Source organism: Desulfosporosinus sp. OT (genome assembly GCF_000224515.1).
Lineage (GTDB): Bacteria > Bacillota > Desulfitobacteriia > Desulfitobacteriales > Desulfitobacteriaceae > Desulfosporosinus.
In genome coordinates this window covers 1-25,834 of sequence record NZ_AGAF01000169.1, presented here as the reverse complement: position 1 = coordinate 25,834, position 25,834 = coordinate 1, and the positions used below count along the sequence as shown (strand labels likewise).

At 45.1% G+C, this 25,834-nt stretch carries 30 protein-coding genes and 1 riboswitch; of the genes, 28 read left to right on the top strand and 2 right to left on the bottom strand.

What is annotated here, in order from left to right; genetic code table 11:
* Window positions 1-46: 46 nt before the first annotated feature.
* From sigG to DOT_RS16105, 19 genes are all read left to right on the top strand, one after another.
* Window positions 47-820: an RNA polymerase sporulation sigma factor SigG gene (gene sigG, locus DOT_RS16195; protein WP_009620967.1), complete on the top strand. Its 774-nt coding sequence runs from the start codon at window positions 47-49 to the stop codon at window positions 818-820.
* Between the two features lie 327 nt (window positions 821-1,147).
* On the top strand, window positions 1,148-1,423 hold the full coding sequence (locus tag DOT_RS16190) for a YlmC/YmxH family sporulation protein (protein ID WP_009620965.1): 276 nt from the start codon (window positions 1,148-1,150) through the stop codon (window positions 1,421-1,423).
* Window positions 1,424-1,905: 482 nt separating this feature from the next.
* Window positions 1,906-2,718 carry a peptidoglycan editing factor PgeF gene (gene pgeF / locus DOT_RS16185; protein ID WP_040412496.1) on the top strand — a complete coding sequence of 271 codons (813 nt, stop codon included), beginning with the start codon at window positions 1,906-1,908 and terminating at the stop codon, window positions 2,716-2,718.
* 58 nt (window positions 2,719-2,776) lie between these two features.
* Entirely contained in the window at window positions 2,777-3,463 is a 687-nt protein-coding gene (locus DOT_RS16180; RefSeq protein WP_009620961.1) for a response regulator transcription factor, read from the top strand.
* Window positions 3,464-3,468: 5 nt separating this feature from the next.
* Window positions 3,469-4,842 carry a HAMP domain-containing sensor histidine kinase gene (locus tag DOT_RS16175; RefSeq protein WP_040412476.1) on the top strand — a complete coding sequence of 458 codons (1,374 nt, stop codon included), beginning with the start codon at window positions 3,469-3,471 and terminating at the stop codon, window positions 4,840-4,842.
* Window positions 4,843-4,908: 66 nt separating this feature from the next.
* Window positions 4,909-5,841: an HlyD family efflux transporter periplasmic adaptor subunit gene (locus DOT_RS16170; RefSeq protein ID WP_009620959.1), complete on the top strand. Its 933-nt coding sequence runs from the start codon at window positions 4,909-4,911 to the stop codon at window positions 5,839-5,841.
* A 76-nt stretch (window positions 5,842-5,917) separates the two neighbouring features.
* A complete protein-coding gene (locus DOT_RS16165; protein ID WP_009620958.1) occupies window positions 5,918-6,610 on the top strand; it encodes a YggS family pyridoxal phosphate-dependent enzyme in 693 nt (230 codons plus the stop codon).
* Between the two features lie 162 nt (window positions 6,611-6,772).
* Window positions 6,773-7,216 carry a cell division protein SepF gene (sepF, locus tag DOT_RS16160; RefSeq protein WP_009620957.1) on the top strand — a complete coding sequence of 148 codons (444 nt, stop codon included), beginning with the start codon at window positions 6,773-6,775 and terminating at the stop codon, window positions 7,214-7,216.
* A gap of 40 nt (window positions 7,217-7,256) precedes the next feature.
* Window positions 7,257-7,490 carry a YggT family protein gene (locus DOT_RS16155; protein ID WP_009620956.1) on the top strand — a complete coding sequence of 78 codons (234 nt, stop codon included), beginning with the start codon at window positions 7,257-7,259 and terminating at the stop codon, window positions 7,488-7,490.
* Between the two features lie 4 nt (window positions 7,491-7,494).
* Window positions 7,495-8,292, top strand: coding sequence for a YlmH/Sll1252 family protein (locus tag DOT_RS16150; RefSeq protein WP_009620955.1), 798 nt, complete (start codon window positions 7,495-7,497; stop codon window positions 8,290-8,292).
* 13 nt (window positions 8,293-8,305) lie between these two features.
* On the top strand, window positions 8,306-8,767 hold the full coding sequence (locus tag DOT_RS16145; protein WP_009620948.1) for a DivIVA domain-containing protein: 462 nt from the start codon (window positions 8,306-8,308) through the stop codon (window positions 8,765-8,767).
* Window positions 8,768-8,853: 86 nt separating this feature from the next.
* Window positions 8,854-9,327 (top strand): hypothetical protein, encoded by a 474-nt coding sequence (locus tag DOT_RS16140; protein ID WP_040412471.1) that lies wholly within the window; start codon window positions 8,854-8,856, stop codon window positions 9,325-9,327.
* Window positions 9,328-9,623: 296 nt separating this feature from the next.
* Window positions 9,624-9,731: riboswitch (glycine riboswitch) on the top strand.
* Window positions 9,732-9,915: 184 nt separating this feature from the next.
* A complete protein-coding gene (gene gcvT, locus DOT_RS16135) occupies window positions 9,916-11,013 on the top strand; it encodes a glycine cleavage system aminomethyltransferase GcvT (RefSeq protein WP_009620944.1) in 1,098 nt (365 codons plus the stop codon).
* A gap of 127 nt (window positions 11,014-11,140) precedes the next feature.
* Entirely contained in the window at window positions 11,141-11,527 is a 387-nt protein-coding gene (gene gcvH / locus DOT_RS16130) for a glycine cleavage system protein GcvH (RefSeq protein ID WP_009620942.1), read from the top strand.
* Window position 11,528: 1 nt separating this feature from the next.
* Window positions 11,529-12,869: an aminomethyl-transferring glycine dehydrogenase subunit GcvPA gene (gcvPA, locus tag DOT_RS16125; RefSeq protein ID WP_009620940.1), complete on the top strand. Its 1,341-nt coding sequence runs from the start codon at window positions 11,529-11,531 to the stop codon at window positions 12,867-12,869.
* Window positions 12,866-14,332, top strand: a complete 1,467-nt coding sequence (gene gcvPB / locus DOT_RS16120) for an aminomethyl-transferring glycine dehydrogenase subunit GcvPB (protein ID WP_009620938.1) — start codon at window positions 12,866-12,868, stop codon at window positions 14,330-14,332. Before gcvPA ends, gcvPB begins: the two co-directional genes overlap by 4 nt.
* Before the next feature lie 249 nt (window positions 14,333-14,581).
* Window positions 14,582-15,313, top strand: a complete 732-nt coding sequence (locus DOT_RS16115) for a 2-phosphosulfolactate phosphatase (protein WP_009620936.1) — start codon at window positions 14,582-14,584, stop codon at window positions 15,311-15,313.
* 187 nt (window positions 15,314-15,500) lie between these two features.
* Window positions 15,501-16,079, top strand: a complete 579-nt coding sequence (locus DOT_RS16110; RefSeq protein WP_009620934.1) for a phosphate propanoyltransferase — start codon at window positions 15,501-15,503, stop codon at window positions 16,077-16,079.
* 262 nt (window positions 16,080-16,341) lie between these two features.
* Window positions 16,342-16,683, top strand: coding sequence for a DUF5665 domain-containing protein (locus DOT_RS16105; protein WP_009620932.1), 342 nt, complete (start codon window positions 16,342-16,344; stop codon window positions 16,681-16,683).
* Between the two features lie 40 nt (window positions 16,684-16,723).
* Here the strand turns inward: DOT_RS16105 and DOT_RS29810 are convergent, their stop codons facing one another.
* The gene (locus DOT_RS29810) at window positions 16,724-16,981 is read right to left on the bottom strand and encodes a hypothetical protein (RefSeq protein ID WP_139024230.1); all 258 of its coding nucleotides are present in this window, start codon (window positions 16,979-16,981) and stop codon (window positions 16,724-16,726) included.
* A 244-nt stretch (window positions 16,982-17,225) separates the two neighbouring features.
* On the opposite strand from DOT_RS29810, the gene DOT_RS16100 reads away from it, so the two are divergent.
* Window positions 17,226-17,900, top strand: coding sequence for a TraR/DksA C4-type zinc finger protein (locus tag DOT_RS16100; RefSeq protein WP_009620926.1), 675 nt, complete (start codon window positions 17,226-17,228; stop codon window positions 17,898-17,900).
* 94 nt (window positions 17,901-17,994) lie between these two features.
* On the opposite strand, the gene DOT_RS30575 is transcribed toward DOT_RS16100, so the two are convergent.
* Window positions 17,995-18,144, bottom strand: a complete 150-nt coding sequence (locus DOT_RS30575; protein WP_157998473.1) for a hypothetical protein — start codon at window positions 18,142-18,144, stop codon at window positions 17,995-17,997.
* A 390-nt stretch (window positions 18,145-18,534) separates the two neighbouring features.
* On the opposite strand from DOT_RS30575, the gene pta reads away from it, so the two are divergent.
* The 8 genes from pta to DOT_RS16060 form a co-directional block, all read left to right on the top strand.
* Window positions 18,535-19,506: a phosphate acetyltransferase gene (pta, locus tag DOT_RS16095; protein WP_009620919.1), complete on the top strand. Its 972-nt coding sequence runs from the start codon at window positions 18,535-18,537 to the stop codon at window positions 19,504-19,506.
* A 156-nt stretch (window positions 19,507-19,662) separates the two neighbouring features.
* A complete protein-coding gene (lspA, locus tag DOT_RS16090; RefSeq protein WP_009620917.1) occupies window positions 19,663-20,127 on the top strand; it encodes a signal peptidase II in 465 nt (154 codons plus the stop codon).
* 36 nt (window positions 20,128-20,163) lie between these two features.
* Window positions 20,164-21,168 (top strand): RluA family pseudouridine synthase, encoded by a 1,005-nt coding sequence (locus tag DOT_RS16085; protein ID WP_009620915.1) that lies wholly within the window; start codon window positions 20,164-20,166, stop codon window positions 21,166-21,168.
* 185 nt (window positions 21,169-21,353) lie between these two features.
* Window positions 21,354-21,914: a bifunctional pyr operon transcriptional regulator/uracil phosphoribosyltransferase PyrR gene (gene pyrR, locus DOT_RS16080; protein WP_009620913.1), complete on the top strand. Its 561-nt coding sequence runs from the start codon at window positions 21,354-21,356 to the stop codon at window positions 21,912-21,914.
* Window positions 21,915-22,109: 195 nt separating this feature from the next.
* On the top strand, window positions 22,110-23,045 hold the full coding sequence (locus DOT_RS16075) for an aspartate carbamoyltransferase catalytic subunit (protein ID WP_009620911.1): 936 nt from the start codon (window positions 22,110-22,112) through the stop codon (window positions 23,043-23,045).
* Window positions 23,032-24,348 carry a dihydroorotase gene (locus tag DOT_RS16070; RefSeq protein WP_009620909.1) on the top strand — a complete coding sequence of 439 codons (1,317 nt, stop codon included), beginning with the start codon at window positions 23,032-23,034 and terminating at the stop codon, window positions 24,346-24,348. Before DOT_RS16075 ends, DOT_RS16070 begins: the two co-directional genes overlap by 14 nt.
* A gap of 70 nt (window positions 24,349-24,418) precedes the next feature.
* Window positions 24,419-25,531 carry a glutamine-hydrolyzing carbamoyl-phosphate synthase small subunit gene (carA, locus tag DOT_RS16065; protein ID WP_009620907.1) on the top strand — a complete coding sequence of 371 codons (1,113 nt, stop codon included), beginning with the start codon at window positions 24,419-24,421 and terminating at the stop codon, window positions 25,529-25,531.
* Window positions 25,532-25,834, top strand: a 303-nt coding sequence (locus DOT_RS16060; protein WP_009620905.1) for a carbamoyl-phosphate synthase subunit L, incomplete at its 3' end; no start/stop codon positions are given.

The window sequence follows — 25,834 nt, the reverse complement described above, 5'->3', positions numbered from 1 at the left end:
TTCGGGCATACTTCCCAACAGAATTTGCTGGGGAGGTGCTCGTAGTTTGGCATTAAATAAAGTTGAGATTTGTGGAGTGAACACCTCAAAGTTGCCTGTCTTATCCAGCGTGAAAATGAAAGAGTTGTTTGTAATTTATCAGGCTGGAGATCGCAGCGCTCGAGACAAACTTATCCATGGGAATCTTCGTCTTGTTCTCAGCGTGATTCAGCGGTTTACGAATCGGGGAGAATATGTAGATGACCTTTTTCAGGTTGGTTGTATCGGGTTGATGAAAGCTATAGACAATTTTGACCTTGGACAAAACGTTAAATTCTCTACTTATGCCGTCCCTATGATCATCGGGGAAATACGTCGATACTTGAGAGACAACAATCCAATACGGGTGAGTCGGTCGTTGAGGGATATTGCCTATAAGGCCCTTCAGGTAAGAGATCAGCTAGTCTGTGATTGCTCACGAGAACCAACCGTTACAGAAATCGCTGCTAAGCTTTCTCTGCCACGTGAAGATGTGATTTTCGCCTTAGATGCTATTCAAGAACCGATTTCCTTATTTGAGCCGATCTACCATGACGGAGGAGATCCTATTTTTGTAATGGATCAAATTGGAGATGATAAGCAGTCTGACAAAGGTTGGATTGAAGGGCTAGCAGTCCGAGAAGCTTTACGACGTCTCAGCGAACGGGAAAAACTCATCTTGTCTTTGAGGTTTTTTGATGGCAAGACTCAGATGGAGGTAGCTGACGAGATTGGAATCTCACAAGCTCAGGTATCCCGTCTGGAGAAAGCTGCTATGCAACACATGCGCAAGTATGTGTGAATCCGGGAGGTCAGATGTCAGAGTCCAAAGTCGGATACACCAGCACCAAGCACGACGCAAAAGGACTGTAGGAGATTCGAACTGCGAGCCACAAAACTCGATTATGAAACGAGGCTAGATATTTCGTGATACTCATAAAGTAAATATGTATCAACAGTAGGCTATTTTTTGTCCCTCCCTCATATGATGACCTATAGGAAACTTACTTATGATCAAGCTTCAGCGTTTTTCATAAGTCATAGTTGAACTTATATCGGGGCTATACGTGATATTCGACTTCGAATCATCGAACCTCGAACCCCGAACATCGATTAGGGGGGGCTTAGAATGAGGATCTCAGATTTACGATTATTGGATGTTGTGAATGTCAAGGATGGACGTCGGTTAGGGCCAATTAAAGACCTTGATTTGGATCTCGAACGGGGTGTCGTCAAAGGGATTATTGTGCCAGGACCCTCGCGAAGTTGGGGCTTTTTCGGCAGTAGCAAGGCAGAAGACTATGTTGTTCCGTGGGATCGTGTTAAGAAAATTGGGGTTGACGTCATCTTAGTCGATGCCAATGATCTACCTGAATTTAATACAGACAATGATGACCGTCGATAAGAGGTAGGGGCATATCTGCTCCTGCCTCTTTATTTTTTTGTACTAGTCAGAAAGTATAACTTTTTGTTTCATACTTTCTGGAAGGTCCCTTCTCACCATCACGGCGCCTTGCCATCCATGGCAGCGCTCTAATCTCGAACGTTCTGTTCGAGTCTTGGTTACAGGGACACTCGGCCATCCTTGGCCAACGCATAAGTGCAACTAGGGCAGTTGCCTTCGCCAAGGCTAACAAGAAGGCTAATACGTGCGGGGACAGTGTCTGCAAGAAGGGTTAATATGTGCGAAGACAGTGTCTGCGAGAAGGGGTAATACGTGCGAAGACAGTGTCTTCGTGTGTGGGCGCCAGCCAAGTTTTCTTTATCAGGACTTTAAGGAATGATTAATCACATTGTGGTGAAATTGTACCCTAATAGGAGTAAGGTCGGGTTTGTCCTCAGAGAGATTAAATGATATATTTAAAGGAAATCGAAGGAGCTGAAGGGATGAGCTGGAAGTGGCATGAAAGAGGAAACTTTACCTATCTAACCATTCCAAAATGGTCAGCTGAAGGAATAGACTTAGGTTTCTCTACTCGTGTAGGAGGAGTCAGTCACGTTCCCTACGATTCGTTTAATCTAGGGCTTCATGTGGGAGATGATCCTACTGCAGTTTTGCAAAACAGAGAGCATTGGTTGGATCAGTGGGGGGTTCCCTTGTCCAAGGTTGCAGTGGGTGAACAGGTTCATGGTACGAATGTCTTATGGATCAATGAGGAAGACGGGGGCCGAGGTAGTCGTGAATTGGAGACGGCAATCCCTGCTACGGACGGATTAGTGACTCAGAGCTCTGTCGGGCTGATGGCTTTTTTTGCGGATTGTGTCCCTCTTTTTTTCTATTACCCCGATCTCAAGGCGGTAGGTATTGCGCACGCCGGCTGGAAAGGCACTGCCCATAAGATTGGGCAAAAAGTCTTGGAGTGTTTTGAAGAAGCTGGAGGGCGCACAGAGGATGCCTGGGTTGCGATTGGACCAAGCATTGGTCCTTGTTGTTATTCAGTGGATGAACGTGTTGCAGTACAGTTTCGAGCGAATTATCACGAAACACCGTTTCTGCATAGGCAAGAGGATGGGCATTATCTACTTGATTTATGGGAGGCCAACAAGACGTTGTTCTTGGGAAAAGGGGTTCGTCTAGAAAATATAGAGGTTGCTTCGGTCTGTACTGCAGACAATCCTGAATGGTTCTTTTCGTATCGGCGTGATGGAGCCCGTTCAGGACGGATGGCAGGGTGGATCCGTCGCGTAGTTAGTAGTTAGTAGTTCGTGGTTTGAATACGAAACTAAGAACCACGAACCACGATTAAGGGGGAGTTAGGTGGCAACAATTTTAGTAGTTGACGATGAGGAACCAATTCTAGAACTCCTCAGATTTAATCTGGAAAAAGAAGGATACCAGGTTTCTGTAGCGAAAGATGGTAAGGAAGCGTTGGAATCTATAGAGAAGGAGCTACCGAATCTCCTTGTTCTCGACGTCATGCTACCGGGAATGGATGGCTTGGAGGTTTGCCGAATTCTTCGCTTAAATCCCAAGTTTCAGCAAATCCCTATTATTATGTTAACCGCCAAAGGTGAGGAGATTGATACGGTTTTAGGGTTGGAGCTCGGTGCTGATGATTATATGACCAAGCCTTTCAGCCCGCGAGAACTGTTAGCTCGAATTAAAGCTCGCTTGCGTCGTCTCAATTCGACGGAGGAGACGGTCGCCCAAATAATCCGAGGAGATTTGCGGATTGACATAACAGGGTTTCGTGTCCATGTTCGAGGAGAGGAAACTGAGTTAACCCCAAAAGAGTTTGAGCTTCTACGTGTCTTTGCAACTCATCCGGGTAAAGTGTATTCTCGGGATGAGCTCCTGGATCGAATTTGGGGATATGAATATGACGGAGATACTCGGACGGTTGATGTACATGTGCGTCACCTGCGTTTGAAAGTGGAAAAGGACCCTTCGAATCCCGAGTACATAGAAACTCTACGCGGGATTGGCTATCGTTTCAAAGGTTGAGAAGTATGAGTATTAAATGGCGATTGACCGGACTTTTTTTTGGCATGACAGGGCTTGCTCTGCTTTTGTTTTGGGTTGGAGAGAGCGCTAGGTTAGGGCCTGCTGGGTTACCGATTGACTTTGGAGTTGTTGTGCTTGCCTTGTGCTTTCCTGTAGGGGCTGTTTATTTCTACTCCAGTCAACTATCTCGTCGACTGGAGAAACTTCACTTTACCACCCAGCGAATTGCCAGAGGCGATTTTGAGCGCATCGATTTTTCAGATTCGACGGATGAAATCGGGGAATTCACAGCGGAACTGAATAGCCTTTCACGTCACGTAGAGATGATCGTTCAAAAGGGGACCCAGGAAGCACACAAGATGGAAGCAATTTTGGCAGGCATGCAAGAAGGCGTTGTTGCTGTGGACCATGTTGGTCGAGTTGTTTTAGTGAATGCTGCAGCCGAAAAAATTTTTGAACGCCAAGGCACGGCCAAAGAATTGGAATATTTGTTGGAGCTTACTTATGATTCTGAACTAGAGCATTTAATTCGCAAAGTGCTTTCCGGGCAGCCTTCAGCTACGAGGGAAACGAATATTGCTCAAAGGACAGTACAAAGCCAGATTAACCCTATTTTAAGTGAGCAGGGTAAACCCAGGGGTGCGGTCATTGTAATTCATGATGTGACTGAGCTTCGGCGCCTGGAACAAATGCGCACAGAATTTGTTGCTAATGTTTCTCATGAACTAAGAACTCCATTGACTTCTATCAAAGGGTTCGTAGAAACGCTTTTGGACGGTGCAGCAGACGATCCTTCCTTACGCAGCCGATTCTTGAAGATTATCCAAGGAGAAACCTTGCGCTTACAGCGGCTTATTGAGGACCTGCTGACGTTAGCTCATATTGAGGGACGTGAAAATCGGGCTGAGGTAAGTTATAGTAAAGTAAGTTCGGTTCAAGAGGCATACGAAAAAGTCAAACCGGTGATTCAAAGTTTTGCCGAGGCCAAGGGAATTAAAGTGGAGGTTGATCTTCCGGAAAATATGCCTTCACTTTTAATCGGAGAAGATCTCCTAAGTCAACTTCTTCTCAATTTATTAGAGAATGCAGTTAAATATACGGCAGAGGGACGTGTTTGGCTACACGCCCAAGTGGGTCGGGAATATATTCACCTTGAATTTGGAGATACGGGTTGTGGTATCCCAGCAGAAATTTTGCCCCGGATCTTCGAACGTTTCTATCGAGTAGACAAGGCTCGTTCGCGAGAGCAAGGCGGAACGGGGCTAGGGCTAAGTATTGTAAAACACATGGTGGAAGGTACGGGTGGTAGTATTAATGTCTCTTCTCAGCTAGGAGTTGGAACCGTCTTTACGTGTGATTTGCCACGAGCGTTATCGTAGTTCCTGGTTCGTAGTTCGAGGTTCGAATGGGAACTGCGAATATCGAATATCGAGTTGGAGGGTGCAATGGAGGGAAAAAGAAGAAAACCAATCTATTGGTTTTGGGGTATTTTATTCATCGTTCTGACTGGAGGAATCCTGTGGTCCTATCGTTCAAGTCTAACCGCTGGGGATATAAAATTTGCAGTGGCTCAAACCGGAACGATCACCCACGAACGTAAAGTCACGGCAACGTTTGCGAATGAGGAAATACCGATATCTGCTCCGTCCACAGGAAAGATTCAATTTTTAGGTGAAAATGGGCAACGCTTTAGACGTGGGGAGGCTGTGGCAATTCTCCAAGCCGAAGGCGCAGCGCCAGGAATGACACAGGATGGGATGAAACAAACGATTCTGGCAGCGAAGGGAGGACTGTTTTTTCATCAAAGCGATGGTTTAGAATCTATCATAACAAGCCAAAATCTCAATTCAATGGATTTGGATAAATTATTGGCTCAGAAAGCTAACGTGAAAACTGCGGGAGCAACGGTACAAGCAGGGGAGATTATAGGGAAAATAGTTAACAATCTCATCCCGACCCAGGCCTTCATCGAACTGCCAAGTATCGATGGGCTCACAGTTGGTAAAACATTACGTTTAACTGCGGGAAATCAAACGGTCAGTGCTAAAATCCTACGCAAATCTGATACCCCTAAAGGAGTGATTGTCCAGTTTCCTCATTATGTCGACGGATCAGCGGCCCAGAGGCGTCAAGATGTAACGTGGAGCTATCTCCCTTCGACCAGTGGAGTTCTTGTCCCGAAGAGTGCACTTTGGACGCAGGGCGAGGAACTAGGGATCTTTCTTTGGGATGAAGGTGTTGTACAGTTCAAAAAAGTAACTGTCCTTGATCAGGATGATAGTCAAGCCTGTATTGAAAACCTTCCAAGTGGTATTCCTGTCGTGATTACACCGCGTGAGGGACTGGAAGGCTTAGTAGCCAATGTAAAAAATATTTAGGTTTGGGTTCGACAAGCAGGAAACCGACGAAAGGGCGTAGAAATTAAAGCGAGGGGATATTCTGATGTTGACAGTTGTGGATATCAAGCAAAATTTAATTAAAGTTCGTCAGCGGATAGACCAAGCTGTAGCACGGAGTAAAAGAGACCCTAGTACCATCCGATTATTGGCTGTGTCTAAGACTCAACCGGTTTCAAGCTTAGAGGGGGCTTACCAGACCGGACAACGAGCCTTTGCAGAAAACCGTGTTCAAGAATGGTTGGAGAAAGCTCCTTCTCTGCCAAACGATTGTGAATGGCACTTGGTGGGAAGGTTGCAAACCAATAAAGTAAAGTATTTGGACCAAAACATTTCGCTGATTCATTCGCTGGATCGGTTCTCGCTCTTAGAGACACTCAACGAGCAAGGGGAACGGCGTCAGATGATTTGGGCAACACTTGTCCAGGTAAATATCGCCCGGGACCCCGCAAAGGCAGGACTCATGCCAGAGGAAGTGCCAGACTTTTTAAATTCCATTGGGGATTATCCCCATGTCCGAGTTCATGGGTTTATGACCATTGGGGCGTTGGAGGCGAGTTCGGCTGAAACACAAGGTTTTTTCCGTGAGCTTCGAGTACTACGCGATACTTTGCAATCCCGAAAATGGTCTGGAGTAGATTTACGAGAGCTTTCGATGGGGATGAGTCAAGATTTCGAATTGGCTATTGAAGAAGGAGCTACTCTTGTCCGTGTTGGACGTCAGATTTTTGGCACTAGGCAGAAAGTATAACTGAAGGTTATATACTCTTTGAAGTATAAGTGCAACTAAGGCGATCGCCGGCGCCTGCGGGCTGAAAGAAGGCTAATACGTGCGAAGACAGTGTCTTCGGGCTCTAGCCCAAGTTTGCTTCATGAACGTGGCTAATTAAACCTGGAAAGGGAGGGAATATATATGGCGAAATTGATTGACAAAGTAATTGGAATTATGGGATTCGCTGATGAGGAACTTGAAGATGAGATTTTTGAAGAAGATGATAGAGAAAAAAACGTCCAAGAAGAAGTGCGTACTAGTCGTAAAAATGCCCAGGTTGTGAGTATTCACACTCAAAAACAAATGCGTGTGGTTGTAATGGAACCCAATTCCTTTGAAGAAGCTCAAAATATTGCAGATCAACTGAAATCTCGGCGACCAGTTATTGTTAACCTCGAAAATACGGAAAAGGTGTTAGCCAAACGGGTTGTTGATTTTATTAGTGGGACAACTTATGCGTTAAATGGCAATATGCAGAAAGTAGGCAATGGGATTTTCTTGTTTGTGCCCAATAACGTTGATATTTCTGGAGAAATGCGTGACGAACTAAAAGATAAGGGATTGTTCTGGCCAAGTTCGAGATAAGGAGGGATTTCTTATTATTTTAATCCAAGTTATTGATAAGGTGATTACAATTCTTATTTATGCGATTGTGATTCGGGCAATCCTTTCTTTTGTACCGAATCTGATATCGTACAATAATAAGCTGGTTACCCTTCTTTATGACGTGACAGATCCAATAATTAAGCCTTTTCAACGCTTTCAAATCGGCGGGGGTGCTATGCCAGTCGATTTTTCCCCGATGATTGCTATCATCGTATTGGAACTCATTCGATCTTTGATCTGGAGGCTTTTCTAATAGCATGAAACATTCGGTAGATCGAAGTAGCCTTGGATTTTGGAGTGAAAAGGAAATGCGTCTGGAAGCAGCCCATTTTTTAGATCAAGTGGATGGGGTGCTCAAAAAGGAGTTAAAACAAGTCACCCCTTTTTTAAGCTTTGCTATGCGGGAGTGGGCTGAGGCTGTTCTGAGGAAGGAACATCTTTCGTTTAGGACTGAGGGAGGGTTTCCTGAAGCAGAACGTGTTCGGATTATTGTGGGTCCTTGGGGAGAAACCCTGGATCCCACAGATGCCGACATTTCGCTCATCTGGGTGCGTCCATCGGATTCACGTGCTCAACTGGAACATCGCCAGATCTTGGGATCCCTTATGGGTCTGGGGTTTAAACGAGATGTGTTGGGGGACATTCAAGCGGGTCGGCGGGGTTTCTATATAGCCACGACGGCAGAGATTGCTTCGTTTTTAATAGATCATTGGATACAGGCAGGGCGTGAAAAGATTGAAGTTTCACTTTATTGCGAAAAACCAGATGTGTATCCTGACTTAGGTGAAGAAAGCCGTATCACAGTTAATTCATCACGTATCGATGCGCTGATTGCCAATGCGTTTGGGGTTGCGAGGTCTAACGCGCTGCAGTGGATTACGCAAGGTAAAGTAAGACGAGACGGTCTTGTGGTGAGCAAAGCGGAAGCAGAAGTGCGACCTGGCGATATAATTTCTTGCCGAGGGCAGGGGCGTATAAAATTTTTGGAATGTTCCCAGACCCGCAAAGAACGGACGGCTTGGAAAATCGTTCTTTTCCGGTCACAACGGCATTAGGAGGGAAAGAGAGATGCAGATGACGCCTCTTGATATTCGCAATAAAACATTTCGCAAAGGAGTACGAGGTTATCAATGCGAGGAAGTTGAGAAGTTTCTCGAGAACGTGAGCCAGGAGTTTGAAACCATTTACGCCGAGAACTTCGAACTCCGAGAAAAGACAAAAGGGTTGGAAACGGAAATTAGCCACTATCGTCAGTTAGAGAATACTCTGCAGCAGACTCTGGTTTTAGCTCAACAAACGGCAGAAGAAGTTAAGCAGGCGGCACGTCATGAGGCCGAACTCTTGTTGAGGGAAGCCGAACATGAAAAACAAAACAAAGTGTCTGAAGCACAGAAAAGGTGGGACGAAATTCAAGAAGATATACAGGGACTTATGAGAAATCGTGATTTACTCAGGACTCAACTAAAGTCTTTCCTGCTTGCCCACCTCGATTTGGCGAATTTGCAAGGACAGAATGAAGTCATAGCTTAAGGGCTTAGTGCTCTGTTGTTGCGAATTAGCTTAGTTTCGTGTTAAAATGTTCTACAGATAACTTTGAAGGAGAAGGATTGTCACCGATGAATAGAATAATTTGTGAGATATCTCCCGACTTTCTCATTCAAGGATTTGGATTGCATCAGGATGAGAATCAGATTTACGTTGGCAAGGTAGGACGCCAAGAGGTCGAACTCTTACCTTCCATTGACGATTTGCAATCAGATTCAAAAAATATTAATATTTTTAGTGTTGGATTTGCTGAAGCAAGTCACAATTTTCGCCCGGGAGATGTGTTAATGACCGGGAGCGATGATTTGCTCGATCGTGCATTTCAAGTTATGGATAACATTGAGCAACGTTGTGTCGTTGTGAGTTTAATGTCTTCACAGGATCCGACGCATTTATACCTTTCTAAAGAAAACATGGATACGTACGTGCAGGAATGGAAGAGCCGCAAAATTTCTTTTCTGTGTCTGTGGATGGTGGATCCGATTGAGTCGGAAGGACAAGCAAAGCTTGTCACTATCCTGCGTAAAGTTATTTTAAAGGATTAATTATTACTTATACAAGATGATTCGGCATAGAACATATGAAAAGGTTATCTGGGTTAAATGAGTTTTATTTATATATTAAATAATTTTTATTTATTCGCGGAATGCGGTATATGAAACATCTGAGTATTGTTTAGGGAGACAGAGTGATACGGCGAGTGATCTCGTCCCTTTGTAAGAGGGACGGGATTTTTTGCTAGTTATTGTCACGACATTATCCGAAGAAATTAATCAAAAGGCACTAGACTAAATAAGAGAAAAGGCTTACTATATAGTAAATACTAAATAATTTATATCGGATGACACTAGTGGGAGAGATCTGGAAAACCCAGACGCCGAAGGAGAAAATCCCTTGAAATTGCTTTTCGAGGGAGGAAACTCTCAGGCAAAAGTACTGCTAGAAGACGGTACTCTGGAGAGTTTCTCTTACATAGAGAACACCAAAGGGGAAGCCGGGAACGGCGAATCTCTCAGGTTCAAGGACAGAGAAGGTGCGATGACGCATCTTCTCTGTCCTTTTTTATGCTAGTCAACTCTCATACCGTTTACGGCATCAAGCAAAATGAATGACAGAATGGAGGAGGTGCCAATATGGTCGAACTAAAAAGAACCCCTCTTTACGAGGGACATCAGGTTGCAAAAGCTAAGCTAATCGACTTTGGCGGTTGGGAAATGCCAGTTCAGTATGCTGGTGTAATTGAAGAACACCAGACCGTCCGCACAAAGGCAGGGCTTTTTGATGTTTCACATATGGGAGAGATTGATGTCCATGGTAAAGAAGCACTGGAATTTGTCCAGATGTTGATTACAAATGATGTAAGTAAACTTGAAGATGGGAAAATTCTTTATTCGCCTATGTGTTATCCTGACGGCGGTATTGTCGATGATTTGCTCGTTTATCGTTATGATTCAAATCACTTTTTTATCGTCGTGAATGCTTCTAACACCGATAAGGATTACACCTGGATGCTTAAACAGGTTAAAAACTTTGACGTGAGTGTTGACAACGTCACCGATCAGTATGCCCAAATCGCTTTGCAAGGACCTCTTGCAGAAACTATTTTACAACGTATTTCCAACATTAATCTGTCCAAAATTAAATATTATGCATTCCAACACGGGAAAATTGACAGCGTACAATGTCTTATCTCACGCACGGGTTATACCGGAGAAGACGGGTTTGAAATCTATGTTGCTCCTGAATATGTAAGGCAATTATGGCAAAGAATTTTAGAGATTGGTGCAGCGGAAGGTGTAGAACCGATTGGCTTGGGTGCCCGTGACACTTTGCGATTTGAGGCACGCCTTCCTTTGTATGGAAATGAGTTAGGTCCAGAAATTTCTCCGTTGGAAGCGGGTCTGAGTGCTTTTGTTAAATTAGATAAAACAGCGTTTATCGGTAGGGATGCACTCCAAGCCCAAAAGGAACAAGGAATACCGCGTAAGCTTGTAGGCCTTGAAATGATTGGGCGGGGAATCGCTCGTTCTCATTACCCACTTCAAAAGAATGGCGAAAACATCGGATTTGTCACTTCAGGTTCTTTCTCCCCGACTCTTAATAAAAATATAGCATTGGGACTTATTCGCGCGGATTTGGCAGTTCAAGGTGACAGCCTGGACGTGTTGATTCGTGGGAAAACGGTGCAAGCTAAAATGATCCCCACTTTGTTTTATAAACGAGGGAACTAAGGTAAAGCACGAGGCGAGAAGTTGCGGTCAAGTTTTTACTCTGAATTGAAGAGGACGTCTGCGTGAAGTGGATTTTTCTAGATGCCCTTAGGGTAAGATAACACAAAAATATTAGGAGGATGATTTCATGAATCCAGTAGATATGAAGTATAACAAAGACCATGAGTATGCTAAGGTTGAGGGAAATATTGTGACGTTTGGGATTACAGATCATGCGCAAGAAAGCCTCGGGGATGTTGTATTTGTAGAACTTCCCGATGAAGGTTCAATGGTAACAGTTGGAGAATCATACGGTACGGTGGAATCGGTGAAAGCCGTCTCGGATATTTCTGCTTCAATCAGTGGCAAGATTGTTGAGGTGAATACTCTGGTCCTGGATGCACCCGATTTGCTTAACAGTGATCCTTACGGGGAGGGATGGTTAATTAAAGTTGCTGCCGATGATTTAGCCCCTCTTAAAAACATGATGACGGCTGCTGAGTATGAAACGTTTTTATTAGAGGAGGAACATTAAAATGAATTTTGTACCGAATACGGACAGCCAGCAGGAAAAACTTTTAAGCCGTATTGGGGTTAAGTCTGTTGAGGAGCTCTTTGCGGATATTCCAACGCAAGTTCGCTTGCAACGTCCTCTTGCTATTCGGGGGGGGATGGCCGAGCAGGAATTGGTCAAACACGTCAAAGGTTTGGCAAGTCGAAATAAAACGGTGGAAGAATACAGTTCGTACCTCGGAGCCGGTGCTTACGAACATTTTATTCCGAGTTTTGTGGATCAATTGTTATTGCGTTCCGAATTCTACACTGCGTATACACCGTACCAACCGGAGATTAGTCAAGGGACACTTCAGGCGATCTATGAATATCAAACGTTAGTCTGCGAGTTAACTGGAATGGATGCGGCTAATGCATCCATGTATGAAGGGGCTTCAGCTTTTGCAGAAGCCGCCCTCATGTGTTGCGATGCGACACGACGTAAAAAGGTACTCGTAATGCAAACAGTGCATCCCGAATATCGCGAAGTCATGAAGACCTATCTACCGCCACGGGGTGTAAATCTTATCGAAATTCCGTATAAAGATGGCGTGACAGATTTGTCAGCCCTTGAAGCAGCTCTACAAGAGGATATTGCAGGAGTGCTTGTGCAGAATCCCAATTTTTTTGGAAGTCTTGAAAGCGCTGAGGAAATTGTACAACTTGCTCATGCCAAGGGGGCCTTGGTGGTCATGGCAGTCAATCCAATTTCTTTGGGACTATTAAAATCCCCAGGAGAAATTGGAGCAGACATTGTTGTAGGCGAAGGGCAAGCTCTAGGCAACCCCTTAAATTTTGGAGGCCCTTATCTGGGATTCTTGGCTACCAGGGACAAATACGTCCGCCGGATGCCAGGGCGGATTGTAGGTGTTGCCACAGACAAAAACGGGAGAAAGGGATACGTTTTAACTCTTCAGGCACGCGAGCAACATATTCGGCGGGAAAAAGCTACGTCCAATATTTGCTCCAATGAAGCGCTTTGCGCATTGGCTTTTACCATGCACTTGAGTGCTCTCGGGAAAACAGGAATCAAGGAATTAGCGTACCTGAATTTGCAGAACGCTCATTATGCCTCAAGAGAGATCGCTAAAATCCCAGGAATGTCTTTAGCTTTCCCAGGGCCATTCTTCCATGAATTTATGGTTGAGACGAAGATTGAGCCGGCTAAAGTTAATGCCTTGCTCCTAGAAGATCAAATTATCGGAGGCCTTGATCTGGCCCGTTTCTATCTTGAACTTGATCATCACCTTCTTTTCTGTGTGACGGAAACGAAGTGCAAAGCAGATATTGATCGGCTCGTGGCCAGATTGGGGGAGATCCAATGAGAACATTAGAACCGCTTCTTTTTGAGCTCAGCGCCAGTGGACGAAGTGCCGTTAGCTTGCCTGCTTGCGATGTACCGGAAGTTCCTGTCGAAATGATGATTCCTAAACATATGCTCTCCCAGCAGGAGCTGGACTCGCACCTCCCAGAACTAGCGGAAGTGGATGTCGTTCGTCACTTTACACGGTTGTCCACCTTCAATTATGGTTTGGATACTGGGTTTTATCCACTGGGGTCTTGCACTATGAAATATAACCCGAAGGTCAACGAAAGATTAGCTCGCCTGCCCGGCTTTACAGCCCTTCATCCCTACCAGCCCGAGTCAATGACTCAAGGGGCTCTGCAGCTTATGGCAGAACTTCAAGACGATTTTTGTGAATTGACCGGAATGGACGGGTTTACTCTCCAGCCTGCTGCTGGTGCTCATGGTGAAATGACAGGGATGTTAATTATTAAAGCCTATCATGAACACCGTCAAGATAATAAACGCACAAAAGTGATTGTTCCAGATTCAGCCCATGGCACCAACCCGGCGACGGCAGCGATGGTCGGTTATGACATTATCCAGGTTCCATCCAATGAGCGCGGAGGGGTCGATCTTGAGGCTTTGAAAAAAGCCGTTAATGATGAGGTTGCTGCGCTTATGTTAACGAATCCTAACACGGTGGGACTCTTTGATGAAAATATTTTAGAAATTACTAAGGTGATTCATGACGTAGGAGGGTTATTGTACTATGACGGAGCGAATACCAATGCGATTATGGGTATCGCTCGTCCAGGGGACATGGGTTTCGACATTGTACATTTGAATTTGCACAAAACGTTCTCTACGCCTCACGGAGGCGGAGGGCCAGGGTCTGGACCAGTCGGAGTCAAGGAGTTCTTGGTGCCTTTCCTGCCCAAGCCTATGGTGATTCGTCAGGATGATGGGACATTTACACTTGAGGAGAATTTACCGCTTTCGATTGGCCGAGTACGTTCATTCTATGCGAATTTCTCAGTGCTTGTTAAGGCCTATGCCTATATTCGAAGCCTTGGTGGGCAAGGGCTGAAGGCGGCTTCTGAGAATGCAGTTTTGAATGCTAACTACTTAATGAGTATTCTCAAAGAACACTACTTTCTACCGTTTGAACGAGTATGTAAACACGAATTTATTATTACCCCAAAAAATCTCAAATCTACCGGGGTGCATACTTTAGATATCGCCAAACGCATATTGGACTATGGTTATCATCCACCGACCATTTATTTCCCGATGATTGTCGAAGAGGCTATGATGATCGAGCCAACAGAAACTGAAAGTGTGGAAACGCTTGATGAATTTGCACAGGTGCTCATCCGAATTGCAGAGGAAGCTCGAAGTGAGACTGATCTCGTCAAGAACGCGCCGCATACCACGTTAGTAACGCGGTTAGACGAAGTAAGTGCGTCGCGAAAACCGAACCTGCGTTGGCGTAATAGTTAAAATGATAGGTTGATATAAGTGATTTGTGAATAAGTTGAAATGCCACTCTTTCTCGAGAAAGAGTGGCATTTTTAACCCAAACATAACCGTATTTTGCTTGGCAAAAGTTAAGAGACGCTATTCTTTTGAAATATTTGCAGGATTTCCGGTTGAAAGGTTGAATGAGTAATATTAAGGTAGGTAAAATGCCAATTTCTATGGAAACAGAAATAGTGTAATAAATTATAACTCAGGGATGGGGGTGATTGCATGCAGATTGAAGTATTACCAAATGCGGGTTCGCCGCTTTTACCCTACCTAGAAGATAAATTAGTCATCGTAATTGATGTTTTACGAGCCACAAGTACCATGGTGACTGCTTTGGCTAACGGGTGTCAGGCTATAATACCAGCGCTTACACCAGAAGAGGCCTTGGAAAAGCGTTTAACCCTTCCGGGGTCATTATTAGGGGGGGAACGCTATGGGCTGCCGATGGAAGGATTTGATCTCGGCAATTCACCCTTTGACTACGTTCCAGAGAAGGTAGGTGGCAAGCGAGTCATTATGACAACGACGAATGGCACAAGAGCTATTCGCGATGCAAGTGCTGCGCCTATGATATGGATGGCTTCATTTCTGAATATGCAGAGCATTGTTTTGGCGATTGTTAAGCAATTTGAAAACAACTGTAAATTCGATGGGGTTGTGGTGTTTTGTGCTGGTACAGAAGAACGTTTTGATCTGCCCGATACTCTTTGTGCGGGAATGCTTATTGATGCGTTAGGGCCGAATGTTGTGCTTAATGATTTGGGTGAAGCTGCACGTATATTATATCGCAGCTCAGAGACCCATATCATAGATAAGATCAGAGATTCAGCTCATGGAAAAAAACTCATTTCTTTAGGGTTTGAACGAGATTTAATTTATTGTTCTACCCCTAACATTTTGCCGATTATCCCAGCCTTCGAAGATGGGGAAATTGTTTGGTTGACGAAGGAGTGAAGAGGCCCCCCTATAACTAGGTGATGTCGATTCAACCGTCCCTCCGCAGTTTAGATATCCAAGTACAATAAGGACCGAGGCAGTACGAACTTTACTGCCTCGGTCCTTTTAAATATTAATTATAAAATTGTATTTTTTTCGGCAAAATGAAAAATGGACAGTAATTAACAAGGAGATGATAATTAGTATGGTAACTTTTAAAGTTCCCGTTGGTATTTCTAATCGACACGTTCATTTATCCCAGGAACATATTGATGCACTTTTTGGCGCAGGACATACCTTGACAAAGACGAAAGACTTGAGCCAGCCAGGTCAATTTGCTTGTGAAGAGACCGTAACCATTATTGGACCGAAAGGCACGATGTCGGGAGTTCGTGTTTTAGGACCTGCAAGGAGAGAATCTCAAGTGGAGCTTTCTGCGACGGATACCTTCAAAGTGGGGGTGAAGCCGCCTGTTCGCGATTCAGGCAAGCTCGATGGAACCCCTGGTATAGTTATAGAAGGTCCGATGGGGCGCATTCAATTGGAGCAAGGCGTGATGCTTGCAGCACGTCATATCCACATGACCCCCGATGAGGCAGAACGGTACTCATTAATAGACGGCGATCATGTTCATGTTCTAGTTCCCGGTGTTCGTGGGGGCATTTTTGAACATGTTCTTGTCAGAGTCAATGCCAATTATGCTTTGGATATGCATATAGACACAGATGAAGGTAATGCATTTAGTTTGGTTAACGGTCAGGAATTGGACGTTTCGTTTGATTAAGTTTGATTTGCGTCAGGGTAGGGTCTCTTCATTATAAGTAATACCATTAGCGTTGCATAAAGTAATCGGACACATTAGGTTGAAAAAAAGTCAGGAAATATTTCCTGGCTTTCTGCATACGCATCAAATTTTCACATAAGTGAAACTAAGACTTGTACAAGGTGTCCGAAGGATTGGTACAAGCTAAGTAATCTTTGAATCTCTGCGTAAATTTAGCGGCCTATGGGAACACTGAATTTGATGTTTAATAAGAGGTGAAAAAGTGACCGTTTTAGATGAAAAAGGTGAATTAACATCTTCTCCGAGTGAAGAAGTCAATCCTTTGCAAGTTCAGGAGTGGGCCTACATAAGACATCAAGTCACATCATTGGCTGTGACTCTTGAAAAGATGAGATTGGCGGAATACATAGCGTACCTAAATCGCCCAGGACGACTGATCTGGATTAATTTTGTAGTCGGTCTTGTACGAGGACTAGGAACTGCACTGGGAGCCGGTTTCCTCGCAGGAGTGGCTTATTTCCTGTTAAAACGTATCGTCATCCTTAATTTGCCCGTTATTGGAGGGCTTATTGCAGAGCTAAGCAAGTACGTTCATCAGCCATAGGGAGAAAGTTTCTTAGCATCCTACGGCGGTAAGTGTTCGTTTAAGGATCACGGCTTCGGCGATAGTCTCCACTGGAGACTATCGTCACTGGAGAGTATCGTATTCGCACACGTTCCATTGCTATTCGCTTGTCGCTAATACTAAAACTCAAAACCTCCGAGCTTTCTGCATGTGCGCCGCTCCTGCCATCCTGCAGAAGGCTAATACGTGCGAAGACAGTGTCTTCGGGCACCGCGGCATCAGTCCATCCTTGGACAAGTCCCGTTGAGTTTCTTAACGCCTTATCGTCTGCGCTCATTGACGCAATTCCACTAAAGTGCTCACTAAGCTAAGAAACTTTCTCTTGACTTGTGGTCGACGGGGTTTGGAGGCGGAAGAGGGACGGGAAAGTATTGTAGACTGTTTGCGTTTTGACGCAAAGATGCTTTGATGCACTATGGAGGGTTTGTGCTTGCATTAATTATTCGCTTTGTATCGAAGGAACTTTTATTGAACAAAGTAAGAACAATAATCAGTATAGATGAAATAGGGAGGAAGAAACTATGGAAAACCAAACGCGTTATGCTAAAATAATTGAGGCGCTCCGTGACGAGAGACGAAATTCCCTGGAAACAGCAACAGAACTTTTTAATGGAGATATGCGAGAGTCGTTGGGTGAATTGTCGCTCATAGATAATCATCCTGCAGACATTGCGACTGAGGTATATGAGCGTTCTCGGGATGTGGCTCAACATGATCGGTTAGTTCACAAAGTTGAGGCAATTGATGTGGCGTTAGACCGCTATGACCAAGGTAAGTATGGTGTTTGTGAACACTGTGGTCATGAGATCCCCTTTGAACGACTTGAGGCTCTGCCCTATACTACGGTATGTACGGAATGTAGCCGTGAAGAGGAGCGGGAAGAGCAACATTCGTTACATCGCGAACCGGTTGAGAATGAACTTCTAAATCGCCCCTTTTCTCGAACTTTTAACGATGGCACAGATCAGGTAGGGTTCGATGGAGAAGATTCTTGGCAGGCTGTGGCTCGCTACGGGACCTCGGATTCTGCTCAAGATTTGGGGACAAATCGAGATGTCAGGGATCCGAATAATAACTATGAAGATGCGGATGAAGTAATTGGGGCGGTCCAATATATTGAAACGCTCGAAACGCAAAGAGAACCAGAAGGGCGAGGAAATTCAATTCATTATAGCAAAGAGCATGGACGGACCTAGGGAGGGGGAGGAAGTGAAACGCAAAACCCTTGTGCTTTCTGGTCGAATGCTATGCAATCCTTGGCGCATTCGACACTAGGAACATCCTGTTCCGTCACAAGTGCGCCGCTCCTTGCCATCCTGCAAGAGGGCTAATACGTGCGAAGACAGTGTCTTCGGGCGGTGCTCTAACCTCAAACGTCCTGTTGTTTGAGTCATGGACAAGTCCCGTTGCGTTTCTTAACGCCTTATCGGCTGCGCTCATTGACGCAATTCCACTAAAGTGCTCACTAAGCTAAGAAACTTCCTCTTGGCTTGGGTTGACGGGGTTGGGACGTGAGTGTTATAATGCTGCTTGCGTTTTAACGCAAAGACGCTTTGCAAGTAGGGAAGGTTCTTGCTTGCATGTTGACGTAATTTTGTAATAGTGCTCTTAGTTAAGGAACTCTCTGGGTTTGGGCCGATATGGTGTCTTTGTTTGTTTTGCACATGCTATATCTATAAGACTTTCAAAACTTCTTCTTTATACATTTTTAAAGAATATTAAGAATATTTAGAATAACGACATTTTTAGGCCTTCTTTGATGTTGAAATATCCTTGGTACTAGGTGTATAATATTTTTAATGAAAATAATGTAAGTGGAGGAATTGAATCATGTTTGAAAATATGATTGCAAAGTTAAAAGCTAATAAGAGGAAACTTGTTTTTACAGAGGGATTAGACCCCAGAATTATTGAGGCAGCCAGTCGCCTACATAAGGATGGTATCCTTGCTCCGGTACTTTTAGGCAATCCTGATCAAATAGCGGTTGCTGCAAAGGAGTGCGGTTGGTCGATAGATGGTATTGAAATTGTTGATCCTTTGAACTATGCTGATTTTGAGGCCATGGTTGCCAAGATGGTTGAACTGAGAAAAGGCAAGATGGATGAGGTTGCTTGTCGTGAGGCCCTGTCAAAGTCTAACTATTTCGGCACAATGCTTGTTAAAATGGGTTTAGCTCACGGTCTTTTGGGTGGCGCTACCTATTCTACAGCTGATACAGTTCGTCCTGCTCTTCAGCTTGTCAAGACAAGACCCGGCAATAAGATTGTATCCAGCTGCTTCATTATGAATCGTGCGACAGAAAACGGCACTGAGAAGTATGTTTTGGCTGACTGCGCAATTAACCTTTTCCCATCTGAAGATGAGCTTGTTGAAATCGCTGTTGAAACAGCTAGATCAGCTAAGGCTTTCGATGTTGAGCCAAAGGTTGCTATGCTTTCCTATAGTACAATGGGATCGGGCAAAGGCGAATCAGTTGATAAGGTGCATAACGCTACAGAGAAGCTTAAGGCAATGAACCTTGAGTTTCCGGTAGACGGAGAGCTTCAGTTTGATGCTGCTTTCTCCCCTGAAGTTGCCAAGATAAAGTGTTCCAACTCTCCTGTTGCAGGTCAAGCTAATACATTTATCTTCCCAGATATTAATGCAGGTAACATCGGTTACAAGATTGCTCAGCGACTTGGGGGCTTTGATGCTTACGGGCCTATTCTGCAGGGTCTGAACGCTCCGATCAATGACCTTTCCAGAGGGTGTAACGCAGAAGAAGTTTACAAGATGGCTATCATTACAGCAGTGCTTGACTAAGATAGTTTTCATACATTGATAAAATCAAGGGTCTTCGTGACTTATCGCGAGGACCCTTTTACGTGCAATCAAGGACAGTTTCATTTTCATCATGAATAATTTGCCCCCACTTAAGCCCTGTGTTAAGATGAAGGAAAACACAGGGGGGTTAGACGGTTGTTGGTTTGGCTTACAATGATCGGGGTATGGATTATTGATCGCTTATTTAAAGTTTTAGTCCAGTCAAACTTTATTCCGGGTGATACGTTGATAGTCATTCCCAAAATATTTCATCTGACATTTGTCTTGAATCCAGGCGCGGCATTTGGCCTCTTGGCCGGTCGGACCTGGATTTTTGTTGTTACCGCTCTAGCAGTTGTGAGTGGGGTGATTTATGGGCAGTTTCGTATTCCGCGTAGCGAAAGACTCACACGTTTAGCGATCGGAATGATCGGAGGTGGGGCATTAGGAAATCTTTATGACCGCCTTGTGATCGGACGTGTGGTGGACTATTTGGATTTTCAGATTTGGCCTTTTGTCTTTAACTTTGCAGATAGTATGATTGTTATAGGAGTGGGGTTATTTATGCTCCGCTTATATTTGGAGGAAAAGGCAGAGCGTAAATCGATTACGGAAGAATAAAAAAGATAAAATGGTATTTTAAGAATTGGCGGGGTTATGCGAGTGGAAAAAGAAATTCACGAATCTGCCTTAGAAGATTTTGAATTTGAAGAACAAGTTTCTGAGGAAGAGAATTCCTTAGTAGGTCCTAACATAGCGGCAAAAAAGGAAACCTTCGAACTTGCGGAAGGAATTCGCCTCGATGTGGGTGTGACGGATGTTCTGGGAAAGAGTAGATCGTTTGTTCAAGGACTTATAGCCCAAGAATGCGTAAGAGTTAATGGTTCTCCTAAAAAAGCTAATTATAAGGTACGCCAGGGTGACCAGATTGAAGTTGAGTTCCCTATTTTACGCGAGTCTACGGCCGAACCGGAGAATATCCCCCTCGATATTCTGTATGAGGATGAGGATGTTTTGGTTGTTAATAAGCGTCAGGGAATGGTAGTGCACCCGGCTCCAGGGGCATGGACTGGGACTATGGTCAATGCTCTGCTATTCCACTGCCGCAATCTTTCTGGAATCAACGGGGTATTACGACCAGGAATCGTACATCGTATTGACAAAGATACATCGGGGATTTTGGTGGTGGCTAAAAATGATATCGCCCATCAAGGGCTCGCTGTTCAGCTTAAAGAGCATAGCATGGCCAGGAAGTACCTGGCCTTGGTACATGGGGTGGTATTAGAACCTTCCGGTACGGTCGACGCACCTATCGGACGGGACCCTTCTGAGCGAAAGAGAATGGCTGTGGTAATGCATCACTCGAAACCCGCAGTGACGCATTATACCGTATTAGAACGGTTTAGTGAGGCTACATATCTCGAAGTACGTTTAGAAACAGGTAGAACGCATCAGATCCGTGTCCATATGGCCTATCTTAAGCATCCTGTTCTCGGGGACCCTATTTATGGACCGAAACGCAATAAATATGGGCTTCCTGGGCAAATGCTGCATGCCGTCCATTTGGGATTTGAGCATCCACGCAGTGGGATATGGATGGAATTTGATGCCCCAGTGCCCAAAACTTTTGCGATGCTTGTTGAGAAATTGCATTCATCCTGACGTTGACTTTTAAGCCATCATAAAGTAAACTTAGTGACAGTTATATGGCCTTTAATGAAGTCCCGAGAGGCTTGGGAAGGCAGACGGAAAACAAGGGAGGACTGTCTGCTGTTCAGATAGTTTTTTTTATTACCTTTCTACAGACTTTATGGATTAGCCCTAGTAGGAGAAAGGAGTAAGCGGTTTTGGAAGGAACGATTAAAAGCAAGATTTTAGATGCGGATGGAATTCGTCGTGCTATAACTCGTATTGCGCACGAGATTGTCGAAAAGAATAAAGGAACTGACCGACTTGTTCTGGTAGGGATTCGTCGCCGAGGGGTGCCCTTAGCAGAACGAATTCGACAATACATTGAGAAGCTTGAAGGGGTACAAGTTCCCCTTGGAATTCTGGATATCACTCTTTATCGTGACGACTTAAGTACCATTGACATACATCCTGTCGTCCATGAAACGGATATCCCGGTAAGCATAGAAGGAAAATCTGTGATTTTAGTCGACGACGTGCTGTATACCGGGCGAACTGCCCGGGCGGCATTAGATGCAACTATGGATTTAGGGAGACCGGCGCGCATTCAATTAGCAGTGCTTGTGGATCGTGGACATCGAGAGTTACCCATACGGGCGGATTATGTTGGTAAAAACTTACCAACGTCGCGGCGGGAAATTGTGGCAGTGCGGTTGCAGGAAGTGGATAAGGAAGAAGACGTGCTTCTCCTGGAGCACGAAGAAGATACTTCGAAATAAATGGAACTTTACCCTTTAAATGCTATCCAGAGAGATAGTCAAGGGGCGAGTGGATTAGGTTATGCCTATTAATATATCCTCTCCCCCTAGGGGAAGAGGATATATTTTATTTTTAGGTGCTTAATACTTTTTTAGGGGTATGAGCACTACCCCATAAGAGATAATAAAGGGTGAAAGAAGATAGGGAGGGTTACGATGAAGTGGCAGCGTAAAGACGTTCTAGCAATAGAGGATATGAGCGTAGATGAAATTCGCCATATTCTGCATACTGCGAAAGTAATGAAAGAAATTTTGATGCGCCCGATTAAGAAATTGCCTACGTTAAAAGGTAAGTCAGTGGTTAATCTTTTCTACGAAGCAAGTACACGCACTCGCACCTCTTTTGAAATGGCTGGGAAAGTGTTGGGGGCAGACACGACGAGTATTGCAGTTGCTCAGAGCAGCGTGAGCAAAGGGGAGAGTTTATACGATACGGCTAAGACGATTCAAGCGATGCGGGCTGACCTAGTGATTATAAGGCATTCCAGTTCTGGCTCGGCAAAATTCTTGGCGGATATCCTTGATGCGGGTGTGATTAATGCGGGAGATGGGCAGCATGCGCATCCAACCCAAGCATTACTAGACATTTTCACTATGGAGGAGCAGCTCGGTGACATGAATGGTAAGAAAGTTGTCATCGTTGGGGATGTCTTGCATTCCAGGGTGGCCCGAAGCAATGCTTGGTGTCTTCAAAAACTTGGTGTTGATGTGACCTTTGTGGGTCCTCCAACTCTGGTTCCCTTTGAAATGGAGGGCCTGGGGGTTAAATTAGCTCATGATCTGGATAGTGTTTTACCTGGGGCAGATGTTGTGATGGCCCTGCGCCTCCAACTTGAACGGCAGAAAAGCGGGTTGTTCCCTAGCCTCCGTGAGTATAGCCAACTCTATGGATTGACGACTGAGCGATTAAAGAAAACGGAAAAACAGAGTATCATCTTACACCCCGGACCAATGAATCGGAATGTGGAAATCTCTGATGAAGTGGCTGATAGCGCACAGGCTTTAATTGAGCGCCAGGTTACGAATGGTGTGGCCATTCGCATGGCTTTAATTTACTTACTGATTGGGGGGTCTAGCAATGTGGTGGCTTAAAGATGTATGGGTAATTGATCCGAGCCAAACCTTATCTGCCCCTCGGCATGTTCTCATTAAAGGTGGGCAGGTGTTAGAAATGTTCGCCTCGATGACAGAGGAAGAGGTTCTAACGATAGCGCAGGGTGAATCGGTGGAAACGATCAATGGTGAAGGAAAGTTTCTTTTCCCGGGGCTTATTGATGTTCACACTCACTTGCGTGAACCAGGGCAAGAAGAAAAAGAGGATATTCTAAGTGGCTCACGCGCTGCGGTACGCGGCGGATTTACGACGATTCTGGCCATGGCCAACACGAAACCAGTCATTGACAATCGGGCTCTGATTGAATTTGTACGCATGCAGGGTGAACGCGCTGGCTATGCGCATGTACTACCCATAGGAACAGTGACTAAAGGGATGCAGGGCGGCGAATTGGTCGAGATGGCGGATATGAAAGCAGGTGGAGCAGCAGCCTTTTCTGATGATGGTAAAAACATTCAAAATGCGGAAGTGATGCGGCTCGCTTTAGAATATGCCAAAATAACCGGGCTCCCCATTATCAGTCATTGCGAAGATAAGGACTTGGCTGGAGAAGGGCAAATGCGTCGCGGGATGGTCTCAGCTCGGATGGGGTTAAAAGGAATTCCTGCTAGTGCAGAAAGCGTGATTGTGGCTAGGGATTTGTTACTGGCTGAGGAAACAGGTGGAAAACTTCATCTGGCCCATATTTCGACGACAGAGAGTGTCGATTTAATCCGACAGGCTAAAGCACGAGGCGTGAATATCACGGCAGAAGTTAATCCGCATCATTTGATTTTCTGCGATGAAGAGATGGGTATTACCGATACTGCTCTTAAAGTAAATCCTCCGCTGGGTTCCCAAAAGGACCGAGAGTCACTTATTGAAGGACTCCGGGATGGAACATTAGATATGATCGCGACCGACCATGCACCACACACCATGGCCGAAAAATCCCGACCTTTTGCAGAGGCTCCCTTTGGGATTGCGAGTCTCGAGACGGCCCTGAGTGCGATTTGGCAACATCTAGTGGTGCCTGGGCGGTTGTCGTTTGAGCGAGTGATCGAGGCTTGGAGCGTATCTCCCGCCAAGCGGTTTGGCTTACCCGGGGGATCGCTGAAACCTGGAGCTATAGCCGATATGGTGCTTTTTGATCCGGATTTTTCAGAGGTGATTGATTCGACTCAGTTGGTTTCGAAAGCGCGCAATACCCCGTTCTTAGGTAAAAACTTACAAGGGTTTCCAGTCATGGTTTGGGTAGAAGGTCAACTTGTGCAAAAGAACCGGACGGTTTTAGGAAAGTAGATTAGGCAAAGGTTTGTATAGACAGATAAAAGTGATCGATTTTACTACGGTCAGAGAGGAAGTGTCGAACGTGGCATATCTTGTTTTAAAAGATGGGACATCCTTTGAGGGAGAAGCCTTTGGGGCTTGGCTGAATGACATAACCTCGGTGGCAGCGCATGAAGTGGTTTTCAATACATCAATGAGCGGCTATCAGGAAATGGTCACAGATTTGTCCTATGCCGGACAGATTCTCGTCCTGACGCAACCGCAAATAGGAAATTATGGGTGGCACCATGAAGAAAACGAAGCGGATAAAACCCGTCTTCAGGGACTCATTGTACGAGAACTCTCCGAGGGAGAGGGAAGTTTGCATTGTGAAGGGTCCTTGGAGGATTATTGTCAGCAACACGGTGTTCAGGGATTAAAGGGAGTCGATACGCGGGCCTTGACAAGATACCTGCGCCAATTTGGAACTTTACCTGGTGTACTGGTTCATACACGGGAGATCGGCCTGGAATTCTGGGCAAATTTCCAGGAAAACGAAGAGCTTGAGGGTAACAGTGAACACTGGGTTTATCGATCAACGGTTAAGGAAGCTTACGAAATCCCAGGATCAGGCTCACTACTCGCTGTCCTCGACTTTGGGGCTAAGCGCAACATCATTCGTCATCTTCAGGAGAGAGGGTATAGGATCATGGTGTTCCCGGCTAGATCGACTCCAGAAGAGATTCTAAGGCATCATCCCAGTGGGATCGTGTTAAGCAATGGTCCTGGAGATCCGGAAAAGCTACCGGAATGTGTCGCTACTGTTCGTAGTTTGTATGACAAACTACCGGTATTAGGTATTTGTCTGGGGCATCAGCTCTTGGCTTTAGCCGCTGGCGGAGAAACCTATAAACTTCCCTTTGGGCATCGTGGCGGAAATCATCCGGTCATAGACATTCGAACTGGCAAGGCGACTATGACCTCCCAAAACCACGGCTACGCTGTACAGGAAGCTTCATTAAAGGGTTCAGGGTTTGAAGTAACGTTGCGTAATCTCAATGATGGAACTGTAGAAGGAATGGAGCATCAGACCTACCCGATTCTATCCGTACAATTTCATCCCGAAGGCGCTCCAGGGCCAGAGGAAAATGCAGAAATTTTTGATCGTTTCAGAGCAATAGTTGAGAGAAATTTAGCAAAAAAGGGGAGACTATAAATGCCCAAGAAAGAGTGGAAAAAGGTTCTGGTGATTGGATCAGGCCCCATTGTCATTGGGCAGGCTGCTGAGTTTGACTATGCAGGTACGCAGGCTTGTCGAGCTCTGCGCGAAGAAGGGGTAGAAGTCATTCTTGTAAATTCCAACCCAGCAACAATTATGACAGATCGAGAAACTGCCGACCGAATCTATATTGAACCGTTGACGGTTGAATCCGTGGAACGGATTATTGAGCGGGAGCGGCCCGATGGCTTAATCCCCACTATGGGCGGGCAAACAGGGCTGAACCTAGCCTATCAGCTT

Excerpts from the sequence above, each read along its gene's own strand:
- DOT_RS16190 (WP_009620965.1), top strand. The coding sequence starts at position 1,148 with ATGAGGATCTCAGATTTACGATTATTGGATGTTGTGAATGTCAAGGAT.
- pgeF (WP_040412496.1), top strand. The coding sequence starts at position 1,906 with ATGAGCTGGAAGTGGCATGAAAGAGGAAACTTTACCTATCTAACCATT.
- DOT_RS16175 (WP_040412476.1), top strand. The coding sequence starts at position 3,469 with ATGAGTATTAAATGGCGATTGACCGGACTTTTTTTTGGCATGACAGGG.
- DOT_RS16170 (WP_009620959.1), top strand. The coding sequence starts at position 4,909 with ATGGAGGGAAAAAGAAGAAAACCAATCTATTGGTTTTGGGGTATTTTA.
- sepF (WP_009620957.1), top strand. The coding sequence starts at position 6,773 with ATGGCGAAATTGATTGACAAAGTAATTGGAATTATGGGATTCGCTGAT.
- DOT_RS16150 (WP_009620955.1), top strand. The coding sequence starts at position 7,495 with ATGAAACATTCGGTAGATCGAAGTAGCCTTGGATTTTGGAGTGAAAAG.
- DOT_RS16145 (WP_009620948.1), top strand. The coding sequence starts at position 8,306 with ATGCAGATGACGCCTCTTGATATTCGCAATAAAACATTTCGCAAAGGA.
- DOT_RS16140 (WP_040412471.1), top strand. The coding sequence starts at position 8,854 with ATGAATAGAATAATTTGTGAGATATCTCCCGACTTTCTCATTCAAGGA.
- gcvT (WP_009620944.1), top strand. The coding sequence starts at position 9,916 with ATGGTCGAACTAAAAAGAACCCCTCTTTACGAGGGACATCAGGTTGCA.
- gcvH (WP_009620942.1), top strand. The coding sequence starts at position 11,141 with ATGAATCCAGTAGATATGAAGTATAACAAAGACCATGAGTATGCTAAG.
- gcvPA (WP_009620940.1), top strand. The coding sequence starts at position 11,529 with ATGAATTTTGTACCGAATACGGACAGCCAGCAGGAAAAACTTTTAAGC.
- gcvPB (WP_009620938.1), top strand. The coding sequence starts at position 12,866 with ATGAGAACATTAGAACCGCTTCTTTTTGAGCTCAGCGCCAGTGGACGA.
- DOT_RS16115 (WP_009620936.1), top strand. The coding sequence starts at position 14,582 with ATGCAGATTGAAGTATTACCAAATGCGGGTTCGCCGCTTTTACCCTAC.
- DOT_RS16110 (WP_009620934.1), top strand. The coding sequence starts at position 15,501 with ATGGTAACTTTTAAAGTTCCCGTTGGTATTTCTAATCGACACGTTCAT.
- DOT_RS29810 (WP_139024230.1), bottom strand. The coding sequence starts at position 16,981 with ATGAGCGCAGACGATAAGGCGTTAAGAAACTCAACGGGACTTGTCCAA.
- DOT_RS16100 (WP_009620926.1), top strand. The coding sequence starts at position 17,226 with ATGGAAAACCAAACGCGTTATGCTAAAATAATTGAGGCGCTCCGTGAC.
- DOT_RS30575 (WP_157998473.1), bottom strand. The coding sequence starts at position 18,144 with ATGAGCGCAGCCGATAAGGCGTTAAGAAACGCAACGGGACTTGTCCAT.
- pta (WP_009620919.1), top strand. The coding sequence starts at position 18,535 with ATGTTTGAAAATATGATTGCAAAGTTAAAAGCTAATAAGAGGAAACTT.
- DOT_RS16085 (WP_009620915.1), top strand. The coding sequence starts at position 20,164 with ATGCGAGTGGAAAAAGAAATTCACGAATCTGCCTTAGAAGATTTTGAA.
- DOT_RS16075 (WP_009620911.1), top strand. The coding sequence starts at position 22,110 with ATGAAGTGGCAGCGTAAAGACGTTCTAGCAATAGAGGATATGAGCGTA.
- DOT_RS16070 (WP_009620909.1), top strand. The coding sequence starts at position 23,032 with ATGTGGTGGCTTAAAGATGTATGGGTAATTGATCCGAGCCAAACCTTA.